Origin of the sequence: Oenococcus kitaharae DSM 17330, from assembly GCF_000241055.1 — a bacterium.
Taxonomy (GTDB): domain Bacteria; phylum Bacillota; class Bacilli; order Lactobacillales; family Lactobacillaceae; genus Oenococcus; species Oenococcus kitaharae.
In genome coordinates this window covers 1,155,553-1,169,527 of record NZ_CM001398.1, presented here as the reverse complement: position 1 = coordinate 1,169,527, position 13,975 = coordinate 1,155,553, and the positions used below count along the sequence as shown (strand labels likewise).

At 43.5% G+C, this 13,975-nt stretch carries 11 protein-coding genes; 3 read left to right on the top strand and 8 right to left on the bottom strand.

Annotation, left to right across the window (positions count from 1 at the left end; translation table 11 throughout):
• Positions 1-2: 2 nt before the first annotated feature.
• Genes OKIT_RS05870 through OKIT_RS05860 form a run of 3 tightly spaced genes read right to left on the bottom strand, consistent with a single transcriptional unit; the run spans position 3 to position 1,743 of the window.
• Complete coding sequence (locus tag OKIT_RS05870; protein ID WP_007746137.1) at positions 3-539, bottom strand: Asp23/Gls24 family envelope stress response protein; 537 nt, start codon at positions 537-539, stop codon at positions 3-5.
• A 1-nt stretch (position 540) separates the two neighbouring features.
• Complete coding sequence (gene efp, locus OKIT_RS05865; RefSeq protein WP_007746135.1) at positions 541-1,104, bottom strand: elongation factor P; 564 nt, start codon at positions 1,102-1,104, stop codon at positions 541-543.
• 42 nt (positions 1,105-1,146) lie between these two features.
• Entirely contained in the window at positions 1,147-1,743 is a 597-nt protein-coding gene (locus OKIT_RS05860) for an LOG family protein (RefSeq protein WP_007746134.1), read from the bottom strand.
• Positions 1,744-1,857: 114 nt separating this feature from the next.
• On the opposite strand from OKIT_RS05860, the gene rnjA reads away from it, so the two are divergent.
• Positions 1,858-3,573 (top strand): ribonuclease J1, encoded by a 1,716-nt coding sequence (gene rnjA, locus OKIT_RS05855; RefSeq protein WP_007746131.1) that lies wholly within the window; start codon positions 1,858-1,860, stop codon positions 3,571-3,573.
• Positions 3,574-3,606: 33 nt separating this feature from the next.
• Here rnjA and OKIT_RS05850 read toward each other — a convergent pair whose 3' ends face one another.
• Positions 3,607-4,569: an ADP-ribosylglycohydrolase family protein gene (locus OKIT_RS05850; RefSeq protein ID WP_007746129.1), complete on the bottom strand. Its 963-nt coding sequence runs from the start codon at positions 4,567-4,569 to the stop codon at positions 3,607-3,609.
• The gene (locus OKIT_RS05845) at positions 4,569-6,620 is read right to left on the bottom strand and encodes a penicillin-binding transpeptidase domain-containing protein (RefSeq protein ID WP_028291753.1); all 2,052 of its coding nucleotides are present in this window, start codon (positions 6,618-6,620) and stop codon (positions 4,569-4,571) included. Before OKIT_RS05845 ends, OKIT_RS05850 begins: the two co-directional genes overlap by 1 nt.
• Positions 6,621-6,678: 58 nt before the next feature.
• On the opposite strand from OKIT_RS05845, the gene OKIT_RS05840 reads away from it, so the two are divergent.
• Entirely contained in the window at positions 6,679-9,300 is a 2,622-nt protein-coding gene (locus tag OKIT_RS05840; protein ID WP_007746127.1) for a YfhO family protein, read from the top strand.
• A 79-nt stretch (positions 9,301-9,379) separates the two neighbouring features.
• Complete coding sequence (gene greA, locus OKIT_RS05835) at positions 9,380-9,868, top strand: transcription elongation factor GreA (protein WP_007746126.1); 489 nt, start codon at positions 9,380-9,382, stop codon at positions 9,866-9,868.
• Positions 9,869-9,918: 50 nt separating this feature from the next.
• On the opposite strand, the gene gloA2 is transcribed toward greA, so the two are convergent.
• From gloA2 to adhE, 3 genes are all read right to left on the bottom strand, one after another.
• On the bottom strand, positions 9,919-10,299 hold the full coding sequence (gene gloA2, locus OKIT_RS05830) for an SMU1112c/YaeR family gloxylase I-like metalloprotein (protein ID WP_007746125.1): 381 nt from the start codon (positions 10,297-10,299) through the stop codon (positions 9,919-9,921).
• A gap of 15 nt (positions 10,300-10,314) precedes the next feature.
• A complete protein-coding gene (locus OKIT_RS05825) occupies positions 10,315-11,175 on the bottom strand; it encodes a glycoside hydrolase family 73 protein (protein ID WP_028291754.1) in 861 nt (286 codons plus the stop codon).
• A 70-nt stretch (positions 11,176-11,245) separates the two neighbouring features.
• Positions 11,246-13,942 carry a bifunctional acetaldehyde-CoA/alcohol dehydrogenase gene (adhE, locus tag OKIT_RS05820; protein ID WP_007746123.1) on the bottom strand — a complete coding sequence of 899 codons (2,697 nt, stop codon included), beginning with the start codon at positions 13,940-13,942 and terminating at the stop codon, positions 11,246-11,248.
• Between the last annotated feature and the right edge of the window lie 33 nt (positions 13,943-13,975).

Sequence of the window (13,975 nt, the reverse complement as noted above, 5' to 3'; positions counted from 1 at the left end):
TATTAGTTTTCTTTTTTCTCGTTTTTTTTGTCAGTAACCACTGCAGTCTTTTTAACTGCGCGTTTGCGTGTTGCTGGCTTTTTAACAGCCTTAACAGGCTCAGGCTTTGCCTCTTCAAAAAGATTGTTAGGATCGATTTCCGGCTTCGCATCCTTATCATGTAACAGACTGGAAACAACTACATCAACATCTGAAATTTTTAAATCAGTGGCCGCAGAAACAGCTGATTTGACAGCATTCTGGATTGCCAAAGCTGTTTTCGGAATATTAACGCCATATGTGAACACAGCATAGACAGTAAATAAAAGATCGCCGCCCTCATTTTGTTTGACGACAACGCCCTTTGTCTGCTGATATTTTTTCGTAAAGAAAAATCCGGAAAAACGCTCTTTAGTCTGTGCTTGCAAACTAATGACACCATCAACTTCTTTAGCTGCAATGGACGCAATTGTTTCCAGAGTCGATGAGGAAATCTTTGTCTCACCATCGAGCTTACTACCACCAAGAACGAAATATTTTGCTTCTTGGGCTTTTGCCATTTTAAGCACGCTCCTTGTATGAACCGCCATCAGCTGTATTAACAACCAATTTATCGCCGGCATTAATGAAGTCCGGTACGGTAATAACCAGACCTGTCTCCATTGTAGCTGGTTTGCCGCCGCCATTCACAGTTGCACCCTTAATTGAAGGCTGAGTATCAGTCACGGTGAGTTCGACCGTTACGGGCAGCTCAACGTCCAAGATTTCATCATGATACGAGGTTACACGAACTTCCATATTCTCCAATAGGAACTTCAAAGAGTCCTGAATTTTTTCGCCAGGAATTTCCAACTGGTCATAGGTCTCTGTATCCATGAAAACGTAGCTATCGCCATTTGCATATAAATACTGCATCGGACGAGTCGTAATATCGGCCAATTCCATTCGTTCGCCGGCACGGAAAGTGACTTCATTAACAGCACCAGTCCGTAAATTTTTCAACTTCGAGCGAACAAAAGCACCACCTTTGCCTGGCTTGACATGCTGAAATGACAATATGCGCCAAATTGCTTTGTTATATTCAATGGTTAAACCGTTCTTAAAATCTGATGTATCAATAGCCATATTATTCTCACTTTCTACTTAACTGTAATATTTTATCATTGCTCAGACAAAATTTTCGGGATTTTGGAATTCTGAAGGAAATTCAAACCTTTCGAAGTAGTCAAAAATATCAGTCAGAGACTCTCCGTGAAAAACATATCTCATATCAACCGGCGGAACAAAACCCCGCTGTACTGACTCTTCGATCCAATCCCAAAAAGTATCGTAAAAGCCGTCAATATCAAATAGAGCCAAAGGTTTTTCATGCAAGTCGATTTTTGCCCAGCTAATTGTCTGCGCAATCTCTTCCATAGTACCAAAACCGCCGGGTAAAGCGATAAAAGCGTCCGATTCTTGCAGCATTAGTTGTTTACGCGTGTTCATATCGGAAACTTCTACCAATTCTGTAATCTGACCGGCCGGTATTGAGAACTCTGCTAGATTCTTGGGCGTCACGCCTAAGACCTGGCCACCATTTGCCATGACTGTTTTTGCAACGAGACCCATCAGCCCTTCCTGCCCGCCGCCATATACAAGCCGATAACCATTTTCAGCCAAATAACGTCCTAATTCTTCAGATCTTTCCTTAAAAATAGGGTCGTTCCCGCTGGCCGATCCCATAAAAACGCCAACCGAACTAATTTGATTGATTTTCGACATAATTTAATGTTAACCCGTGCCTGATTTTTTTGCTATACTGGATCTTAGCTACTGGTTCATTTTAATGAACTATTCGTGGACAAAATATTTTTGATAAAAAGGAATTTGCAATATATGTCAGAAAATGATCAAAGCGTAGAGAGCTTTGCGCATAAAGTTAAACTTGAAAATAATGAAGTCGGAGTGATGGCTCTTGGCGGACTTGGCGAAATTGGAAAAAATACCTACGCCATCCAATATCAAGACGAAATCGTCGTAATTGATGCCGGTATCATGTTCCCTGAAGACGATCTTTTAGGGGTCGATTACGTGATTCCGGATTATACCTATCTGGTTGAGAATATAGAAAAGGTCAAAGCACTTGTGATTACTCATGGACATGAAGATCATATCGGTGCTATTTCCTACTTCTTGCGGGCTGTAAACGTTCCTGTCTATGCACCACCATTTGCCATGGCACTGATTAAGGGCAAGCTAGAAGAACATAACCTGTTGAAGAAGACAGAGCTGCATGAGTTCCATCCCGATGATCATTTCGATTTTGGAAAAATGCAAGTAGAATTTTTCCAGACGACCCACTCAATCCCTGATACTGTTGGTGTAGCAGTGCATACGCCAGTCGGTACAATTGTCGAGACCGGAGATTTTAAATTCGATTTGACACCTGTCACTAAGCAATTCCCCGACATTCAGAAAATGGCCAAGATCGGCCGCGATGGTGTTCTGCTGCTGATGTCAGATTCGACGAACGCTGAAAAACCTCAATTTACCAAATCTGAGGCTTGGGTCCAAAAATCAGTCGAACGCATTTTTGGTCGTGTCACTAAGGGCCGCATTATTTTTGCTACCTTCGCGTCTAATGTCAGCCGTGTGAAAATGGCGATGGAAGCCGCTGTCGAACATGGTCGTAAGATTGCTGTTTTCGGTCGTTCCATGGAAACAGCTGTGACTAATGGTCGCGAGCTTGGCTATTTGAACATTCCGGACGAATATTTGCTAGAACCAAGCGATTTGAAAAATACGCCGGCTGACGAGACACTGATCTTATCAACTGGGTCGCAAGGTGAACCCATGGCTGCCCTTGCACGAATAGCAAATGGCACACATAAACAGATCAAACTTCAGCCTAATGATACGGTTGTCTTCTCTTCCAATCCAATTCCAGGCAACACGGCTTCCGTCAATAAAGTTATCAATGAACTAGAAGAAGGCGGTGCCCATGTCATCTATGGTGCTCTGAATAACATCCACACTTCCGGTCATGGTGGTCAAGAAGAACAAAAGCTGATGCTCGAATTAATGAAGCCTAAATTTTTCATGCCAATTCATGGTGAATACCGGATGTTAAAAATTCATAGCGGTTTGGCTCAATCCACTGGTGTCCCTGAAGATCACATTTTCGTGATGGACAACGGTGATGTCTTGGCATTGGACGGCGAACATGCTCATCCAGCCGGCCACTTCTCTGCTGAAGACACCTATGTTGATGGTGGCGGCATCGGTGATGTTGGTAGTGCTGTCTTGCATGAGCGGCAAAAACTATCCCAGGATGGCTTAGTCATCGTGACAGCCACAATCAATATGCAGACCAAAGAAATTCTTTCTGGCCCGGATCTTTTGAGCCGCGGCTTTGTCTATATGCGTGAATCCGGCGACTTGATTAATGACGGTCGACGCGTTGCCTTTGGCACTATTCGAAAAGCCATGCTAGCAAATAACGCAGATGAGGGTTCGATCAGACAAGCAGTTATTGATGAACTCAGTCACTATCTTTACAAGAAAACGGCTCGTAAGCCGATTATCATCCCTGTTTTGATTCAAGTAAAGTAAGGAACATAAAAAAAGACCTAATCAGGTCTTTTTTTATGTTCTCATATGGAAACGATTTGATCGATTTGCTACTCTAAGAATTGCATTCGTAATGGGTTTGCGATCAATTTGTTCAATCATTCGTTCGTCTAAATTGCCACGATCAATCATGGCATAGACACCACAGACAAAGGCCAAAATAGTCTGGCGCTGTTTTGAAAAAGTCTTGACGGTCAAACGAATAGCATCTTTGAGGTTATCCGTTGAAAACAAAACCCAATAAACATTTTCCAAAGTGTGAATGGCATTGCCATTATGAATCAGGTCATCGGCTTTTAAATTGGCCATATCCGGCATGTTCATGCGTGCAAAATTAATCAAATCAGGCTGAAAAATACTTCGCTGAGAATAATACTCATAAGTAATCGCAATCGAATTTTCGAGGGCCTGGTCCAATGACTCTTTTCCTAAAATCTGTGAAATCAGAAAAGAAACCATCCCCGCTGACATCATCGCCGCCGGATAATTATTCGTCAAAGAAACCATATTATGAATCGAGGCCATTGATTTTTCATCATTAATAAAGCTGGAACCAATTCGTGCTGTCTCGTAAAATGCAATTGGCATCACACGAATCAAAATATTCTCATCGTCCGCAGCCGGATCAGTTGTACCGATACTGTCTAAATCACGCGTTAATTCGAAATCAATAATCGATTGAATCTCAGTCTCAAAACGATCAGTCTGCAATGTATTTGTCATCGAAAACTGGCCATTGCGCCACCATTCGGAAAAATTGTGCATGACGTTCGCACGCGTATAGCCCAACGAAATCGCTCGTGTAATCGCCAAAGTCAGACCAGTCGTTGGTGTCCAGACAAAATCAAAATCAGCCTGAGACAGATCAAAATCAGCTTTCATGGCATTATGAGTGTTTCGTTTGCTCAAATTACCCAAAGCATCGCCGATGGCTATTCCATATAGTAATCTTCCAATTGTTGATAATCTTTTTGCCATTATGGTTTAGGCATCACATCCCGCCAAAAAGCATTGTAAATATCTGAAGCGGCTTTTTCGACATTGCCATAGCTGCCGATCTTGTCACCTGGGTAAGCCAGCGCAATCGCAAAGGGCGCAACTGGCGAATACATAATCAAAGTATCATTTTGTGTTCGCTGGCCGTTTGTGAATGTTTCAGCTGTACCTGTTTTTGCGGCTACTTTCGGATTTAGAGCATGTATGAGCCGTCCACCCGTGTTATAAGGGCTGGAACCATTAGCAACATCCCACATGCCGCCCTTGATCACATCCCATTGTGCCGGCGTCAAATGAACACTCCCCTGCACATTAGGACGAATGCTGCTGGCAACCGATGGCTTCGTCCCGTTTCTTCCGGATTTCAATACAGAAGCGACTACTTGGGGCTGAACTAAATAACCGCCGTTAGCAATCACACTGGCAAAACGAGCCATTTGAATCACTGAATAGGTGTCATATTGACCAAAAGCTTCATCAACGAATGAGGTTGCTTGAGGGCCGGTAATTCGTCCGCGATATCCCGGTGTTTCTCCCGGCAGGTCAATACCTGTACGGCTACCCAAACCAAATTGGCCAAAACCGTTACGCATGCGCTGCCAGATTGTCGGGCTCACAGGCAGACGCATTCCCGGCGAATAAGGCGTGCCGTTCATTTTTAACGCTAATTGCACCATATAGGTGTTTGAGGAGTTCTCCAATGCCTGACGAGCATCCAGTGGAATCATACGTCCGCTTGGGTTGAAGTAAGAAAAAATTGGATTACTGGCAGCCAGCCTAATGGCTTGATCATCTTGAGTCGAATTTTGCGGTGTGATGATACCAGCCTGGAGTGCCGTAGCAACCATAGCTGGCTTAACAGCTGAACCCATTACAATCGGGTCTTGAATAGTAGCCATATCATTTTGAGTCAAAGCACCTGTCTGATTATCCCGATCCCAACCAGCCATTGCGTAAACACCGCCAGTATAGGGATTCATCACGACACCATACCCGCCAGTAGAGAGATCACTCAAAATATTGCTTCTAATAATGTTGGAGACATCATTTTGGAACTTCGCGTTAATGGTCAACTGCAGGTTATGCCCTGCCTGTCCCCTTTGAATCACTCGGCTGCCGATGATCTGGTTTTGGCTGTTCGTAGTCATACGTGTCTGCCGGCTGATGCCGCGCAAAGTCTGTTCATATTGCATCTCGAGCCCAGAAATACCAACATTATCCGCGCGTGAATAGCCCTGAGAGAGAAAAGTATTGACACGTGTCTCCGGAAGGCCGTTGGACCCCGACAGATTTCCTAAAACGGTTCTCAAAGCCTGCTGATTCGGATAATCTCTAACCCAACCTTGATTGATACGAATACCAGGAAATTCAGCTAAGCGTTCGCCAATCTCGGAAATTTCTTGATCACTCACGTTGTCTGATTTAATCGTCCCAGTAGTTAGATTAGTTGTCTGCATCATTCTCGTGTAGATTGCGACACTATTCAGCTCATTGGCTGGCAAAGAAAAATTCCGTTTAACTAAATACTGAACTTCCCTCTGATACACTTCTGCATTGCTGAGTTTATTCAAACGGCGTGCAGAAAGCTTTAAATTTTTAACTGTCTGTCTATTGTTTCTGGCATCAGCCAAGAAGTAATCAATCTGCTGGCGTTGTGTGACATTGCGCGCGCCTAAAGCCAGATACTGGGAAAGGCGGCCAGCGGTCTTGTAAATTTCGCTGGCTGAGATCTGCGGCAACCGCTCAAAACTAACGGATGGAATCGACCGATTGCCCACTAAAAGCTGACCCGTAGAATCATAAATCAGTCCTCTTGGCGCCTCAGTGGTTTCAACAGTTGTATCAGTACGGTTAATCATTGCCAGATAGCTATTGCCGGAAACAAGTGTCAATACGGCCAGTCTGACAACCAGCGCAGCCAGTAAAAAGGCACTCAATCCTAAAAGAATGTTCAATCTGGTCGGAATAATCGAACGGTTGTCCTGACGGTTGGTTTTTTTATTAAAATTTTGGAATTCGGGTTTGTTTATCACTTTTAAGGTCCAAATAAGTCGCAATTTTATTGTATCATCGTAAGATAAGTTATAGTTAATGCCTGAAAAAATCCGAAAATTTGTTTCAAATCACTATCTGCTAAGTTTTGCGCTGCCTTTTTTGATCATGCTTCTCTATTTTGCATATCGAAAGATGGCACCCTTTGGCAATAGTTCTATTTTAACAGTCGACCTGGGCCAGCAGTACATCGATATGTTTTCCGGCATGCGGGAGACGATTCTGCACCAGCCGCAACAGCTTTTTTATAGCTTTGGCAAAAATTTTGGCGGCGAGATGTTTTCCGAGTGGGCTTATTACTTATTCAGTCCATTGAACCTGCTGCTTTTATTTTTTAATCAGGCAAATCTGCCGATTGGCATTTTATTCTTAACGGTCCTTCGCTTCGGGCTTGCGGGATTAAGTATGCAATTTTTATTGGTCAGACAAAATTTTGCTGGAAAACGGATAGCGCTGCTTTTTTCTTGTGCATACGCCTTATCCGGGTGGATGATTGCTAATCAAGTTAATCTGCTCTGGCAGGACCAAATCATCCTGCTCCCGCTGATTATCTATTGGGCCATCGAACTGCTCAATAAGGGAAGATATCTGCCTTTTACATTGATTTTTGCATTCGCGATTATTGATAACTTTTACATTGCCTACATGATTGGTATTTTCCTGCTGCAATTCCCTCTCTGGCAGCTGAGCCGCATCCAAAAAGATATGCGGTTCAAACTCTGCCGCTGGCTGCTTTTTATGTCCTCGCTTCTTATATCGGTCCTGATTGCAGCAATCGTATTAATACCAACGGCTTTCCAGCTTCTTCAAGGCAAAGGGCAGGATGTACTGACGCAGATCAATTGGGGCCTAATCGGCAAGCCATATCTGCTGCCTTTTAAGCTGATACCCGGATCCTTTAATTTTGACGAAATGAAGACTGGGCAGGCAAACATTTTCATTCCCTTTTTAGCTGTCATTGCATTTTCAGCCTACTTTTCTCTACAAAGGGAGAAGAGAAGCACCAAACTGATTGGATTTTTGATTACAGCTTTATACATAGTAAGCTTTGTCTGGCAGCCGCTGAATATTTTGTTTCATATGATGCAGTTCCCGGTCTGGTATCCCTACAGATACAGTTTTATTCCGATTTTCTTTGTCTTGCTGTTGGGGTCGATCGCCTTTGAAAGACAGCAGCGGGCTCATCTGAGTAGCTTTCTGATTAGCCTTGCTGTGATTATTTTTATTGCCGGCCTCGGCTTTAGAATTTACAAACAAGCCAATTATTTGACGCTGAATCAAATTTACCTTTTCCTCTTTCTTGCCTTGTCGAGTTTATTTGTCTATCTAATCAAACGATTTGTGGAAAGAGACTTTTGGGCTTATTTGGCTTTGCTGGTCTCACTGACGAGCTTGGCCTTAAACGCCTATATGTCGACCAACAACTTTAGTTACTTAACCGATATGGAATATCGCCGCACAGTTACGGCCATTAGACAAGGTACAAACCTGCTGCCAAAGCAGTCTTTCTATCGAATTGGACAGACTTTTTCACGTACACGAGGGGACGCATTTGCCGGCGGGTACAACGGGGGCATGCATTTCTCTTCAACAGTCGACAAACAAACACCTGCTCTATTCGGTGCGTTTGGACAGGTTGCTGGGGATTACTATGCCTCCTACTCCTACGGCACCATTATTACCGACGCATTTTTTAACATGCGGTATTTTATCGCACCTGTTTACGGAAGCTCTGATGATAATGGTTCGCCAAGACGCATGGCTAACTCTTACCGCCCGGATCTGACTGGTTACCATCTGCTGCGCAGCCAGGATCAAGTTATGACTGTCGAAAATCAAAATGCCTTGCCGATAGCCTTTACAAGCCCAGTATCAGTTCTAAAAAGCCAAATTTTCAATCAAAGCCCCATGCAGACGGCAGCTTCTTTGTGGCAAGGGCTGACTGGCAGCAACAATTTCATGCGGGCTAATATTCCCTTTGATTTTCGGACAGACAATTTGACAAAAGTCAGTGATCTCGTTGGGCAGACAGTCAAAAAAACGGACAAAAGCAAGGACGGAACCGTGTACTTAACATTTACGCCCCAAGACAATGATGCCTATTATCTGACCCTGCCAACCACTTTTGCCAACGATAGCGTTTGGATTACAGTTAATGGCGAAACAATTCCGCAATACAGTGCTCGCCGTGATGTCGTAGCATTAAATGTTGCTAATCATGATAAAAATTTTCCTGTCACAATCGGTATCCATCTGCGTCAGCCACAATTGTTTATCAGCAATCTGATTCTCTATACTCTCAATAATCAACAGGTTGCAGCTGCTGCTAAGCAAATGCAAGGGCGTGCGATGCAAGGCCTTAAATTCAATCAAACCCACTTGAACGGCTGGATTGAAGCCGACAAACAGCACCCGATTTTAATGACAAGCATCCCCAATACCGCCGGCTGGAAAATTCGCATTGATGGCAAATTAGTTCATACACGCCAAATAGATGAGTATTTTCTCGGAGCCGCTATTAAGCCAGGCCGTCATCGAGTCGAAATTTACTTTCAAGAGCCCTATTTCAAATTAGCAGCCGTGATCAGTCTGCTAACACTGGTTGTGTTAATATTTGTTCCGTTGCTTCTCAAACATAGAAAGCGCTTTTCCATCGATTAAAAAGAATTTAAATTTACTATTGACAGTGAGTTAACGTGTGGTACGCTGATTTTGCTGTAAATTTTGAAAGGATATAGATATGGCAGAAGAAAAAACATATCCCATGACTGCTGAAGGTCTTGCAAAACTTCAAGCAGAACTTGACGATTTAATTAAAAATAAGCGTCCAGCAATTACCAGCAGAATCCAGGAGGCCCGTGCTTTTGGCGATCTTTCCGAGAATTCGGAATATCAGTCAGCTAAAGACGAGCAAGCTTTTGTTGAGGGACGAGTAATACAACTGCAGCAGATGATCCAGTTTGCCGAAGTCATTGATACTAATTCAGTCTCAAAAAATATCTTAACTCTTGGCAAGACGGTCTCCTTTAAAGAAGTGCCTGACGGTGAAGAAGAGAGCTACACGATTGTTGGATCCGCAGAATCTGATCCGATGTCCGGAAAAATCTCAAACGATTCCCCGATGGGTAAAGCACTCTTGAATCATAAGACGGGCGACACAGTTGAAATACCTTTGCCTGGAAATAATTCAATGACCGTTAAAATCAGTCGTGTTGGTAAAGCTAAATAATTTCATAAATACAAAAAACGGTATGAGAAGATTGATTCTCATACCGTTTTTTATTCATGCAATTCAATTGGCAGTCCATCCGGATCAGTGAAGAAAACCATTTTTTCGCCAGTGAAGCTGTCATGACGAATCTCTTGAACTGCAATGCCTCGAGATTTAAGCTCGGCAACGATATCTTCTATATGATTCACCGTTAAAGCTAAATGGCGAAGACCGGTCGCTTCAGGATATGAAGGCCGTTTCGGTGCATTTGGTTTGATAAAAATTTCCAAACGAAGGCCATTTTTCACGAGATTTAAAATAATATCCTGTTTTTCCTGCCGGTCATGCCGACTGGCAATTTCAAAACCAAGCTTGTCAACATAAAAATCTTTGCTTTGAGCCAGATCACTCGCGATGATTGCAATATGATTGACACCAATAAAATTCATATTCCTTGTCCTTTGTTAGTCATACTGATTCAATTTGTAATTTTCGATGATTGCCACAATTTTTTGAGCATAATCCGGATCTGTAGCATAGCCGTCTTTAACCAAAGCCGCTGCAGCATCACGATAATTACCAGATGCCAGGACATCTTTAAACTGTCCAGCATTCAAATTCGTGCCGTTACGAATGAATTGTGCGTGTGCCAGCATACCTGCCTGCCAGTTAGCATAAACGGCAAAGCGATCCTTTTCTGTCACCCATTTTCCATTTAGATATTCACGTGTCGACATTTCAACGCTTCTCTGGTTGCCTTGTGCTTTAATCCCATAATAGTTGTTATATTTTGAGGCCAGTGTGCTGGTGCCCCATTGTGATTCCAGAATCGTCTGCGCCAAATTAATTGAAGCCAAAACACGATACTGTCCCTGCAGCTGCCGTGCATACGGGGCCCTTTTTTTAATGAACAGCTTACGATACACCTCTGTGTTAGGCCCTTCTAACAGGCGCGCATAAATTTGCGACATCGATTGAGAACGCTGCAGATAGTAATCACCTGCCTGCAAACCATTGCCACCGCGAGTTAATGCATAGCGGGAAAAATCGAGCTCAGTACGAATCAGCCCAGCTTTTTTAAGGCCTTGAGCAATATCTTGAACCGTCGACCCTTGGCGAATTCTAACCAGCTGATAACTCCGGTCACTAGGATTAATCGCCGAATAAGCCTCTCGCAACTGACTTGCCTGAATTCTGTTATAGACATAAGAGCCGAAAATAATGATTAAAACGAGTGTGATTAAGAAAAAAATCATATATTGAAGGGGCGAACGCCTTTTTTGTCGTGGACGACGCCTAGGGGATCTGTATCTTCTATTTTGCATACCTACAGTATTCTAACCGTTTTTTATTAAATTAAAAAAACAGACCTATTTCAGATCTGTTTCTTAATTTTTAAAATTGGTCAATCAGTAATTTTCTGATTTCTGTCAAGCTTGGCTGGCGTGGATTACCGGCTGTGCACTGGTCATCATAAACAAGATCCACCAAGTTATCTAATGACTGCTCAAAGCGCTTTTTTTCAACACCATTACCGCTTAAAGTGATATCCACATCCAAAGCATCAGTCAATTCCTTGATCTTAGCAATCAGTTTTTCAACCAATTCAGCATCATCTTTACCTGTTAGGCCGATGTGACGTGCAATATCGGCATAATCTTTCTGAGCTGTGTAAACTTCATAACGTGGGAAAGGTGTCCGCTTAACGTTGCCGGTTACAGCATTAAAACGAATCACATGCGGCATTGCGATACTGATAGCCAAGCCATGTGGCAGACCAAACTCACCGCCAGTTTTATGTGCCAAGGAGTGGTTCAGCCCTAAGAAGGCGTTTCCAAATGACATACCAGCAAGTGTCGAAGCATAATGCATCTTGCCGCGTGCCTGTGTGCCGCGATTCGTCGGGTGTTTTGGATCATAGTTGTAAGAGTCGACCAGGTTTTCAAAAATCAATTTGATTGCCTGTAGCGCCCAAGGCCGTGTGAATTCAGAACTCATGACTGATACATACGATTCGAGCGAGTGAGACAAAGTATCCAGGCCAGACAAAGCAACTGTTCGCTTTGGCACGGTCATAACCAATTCCGGATCAACGATGGCGACTTGCGGTGTTAATTCATAATCGGCTAATGGGTATTTCACATGCGTTTCATCATCAGTAATAACCGAGAAAGGCGTCACTTCAGAACCAGTTCCGGAAGTCGTTGGAATCGCAACCAACTGTGTCAGATTCTGATGTTCGAATTTAACGATTCGCTTGCGAATATCCATGAATTTCTGCTGCAGGCCCTTAAACAAGTCTTTAATTGCATCATTGTCGTCCAGAAAATCGTCCTGACCTGATTGCTGTGCATATTCATACAGAAAACGTGAAATTTTAGCAACATCCAAAGGTGATCCGCCGCCTAGCGCAATAACTGTATCGGGCTGGAATTCCTGCATCTGCTTGGCAATCTGAACGGCCTGGCTCAAATAGGGATCAGCCTGTACAGAACTGTAAATGCTGGTCTTGACTTGATCGTTTCTCAAGGCAAACTGTTCTAAGACGCGATCGACAAAACCGTACTTGACCATCGAATGTCCTGTCACGATAAAGGCACGATCAACTTTTGGCAATTCCTGCAGATAAGTGATGGCGTTTCTCTCGTAGTAAATGTCCTTTGGCAGACGTACCCATTGTGGCCGGTTACGACGGCGTGCAACAGTTTTAATGTTCAGCAAATCATAAGTAGACAAGTTATGCGACAACGAATTCTTCCCCCAAGATCCTGTTCCTAACGTCAGGCTAGGACGCAATGCATCTGTATAAATATCGCCAACACCGCCAATCGAATCGGGCTGATTGACAAGAATCCGAGAAACATTGATAGCGTCCGCATATTCTTTAACAAAAGGATCGTCTTGTGTACCAATTTGGATCGCCGCATTATGGCCGGCACCTTGGTAAGCCAATAAACGCTGAACAACTTTAATACCTTCTTGACGGTCCTGAACTTTATAGATTGAAAGCAAGGGACTCAATTTTTCGGAAGAAAGTTTCTCGCCAATGTTGTTTTGATCAAGTTCGAACAAAAGGACATCTTTGCCTTCTGGCAGGTTAATACCGGATTTTTCAGCAATCCAGCGACCACTCATACCGGCAACCGGGCCGTTAACACCGTGCTTATCATTGAAAACAAAGTCAGCGACTTTTTTATAGTCATTTTTTGGAACGAGATAAGCACCTTTTTGCTGCATCAGTTCCATAAACTCATCGTAAACAGATGCTTCAATCACGGCTGAGTTCTCTGTGGCACAAATCATACCGTTATCAAAACGCTTGGACAAAAGCAGGTCCTCAACGGCGCGGCGGACACGAGCGGTATGGTCGATAAATATGGCACCATTACCAGCTCCGACACCCATTGACGGATTGCCTGATGTGAGAGCCGCGTGTACCATAGCAGGACCACCTGTGGCCAAAATAGAAGCAATACCAGGGTTCCGCATTAAAGCAGTCGTATTTTCTAACGAAGGTGTTTCAATCCATTGAATAAAATTCTTAGGTGCACCCGCCTTGCGAGCTGCTTGATAAACAATTTCGGCAGCAGCCACCGAAGATGTTTGCGCTTGAGGGTGAAAGGCAAAAATAATTGTGTTACGTGTTTTAGCTGTCAGCAAGGACTTAAAAATAGTCGTCGAAGTTGGATTGGTTGTCGGCACGATTCCGGCAAGAATGCCAAGGGGTGCGGCCAAATTGACCTTTCCGGTAACGGGATCCTCGTCAATGACACCGACCGTTTTATCATTTTTAATCGCATTGTAAACAGATTCGGATGCGAAACGATTCTTTGTATCCTTATCCTCGACAATGCCACGGCCAGTCTCGTTATAGGCAAAATGTGCCAGTTCCAAAGAATGCTCTGAGCCGGCCAAGGCCATAGCCGCGACAATCTGGTCGACTTGTTTTTGTGTATAAGATGAAAATTCCAGTAAAGCCTCTTTGGACTTATCAACAAGCTCTTGAATGTACTGCGCAGCCAAATCCTTTTTAGCCTGAATTTCTTCTAGAGTCAGCTGTTTCTTAGTGATTTTTTTAGTTTCAACTGCCATCAGTTCTCCTTTTGTAATAAGCCCGATCTCATA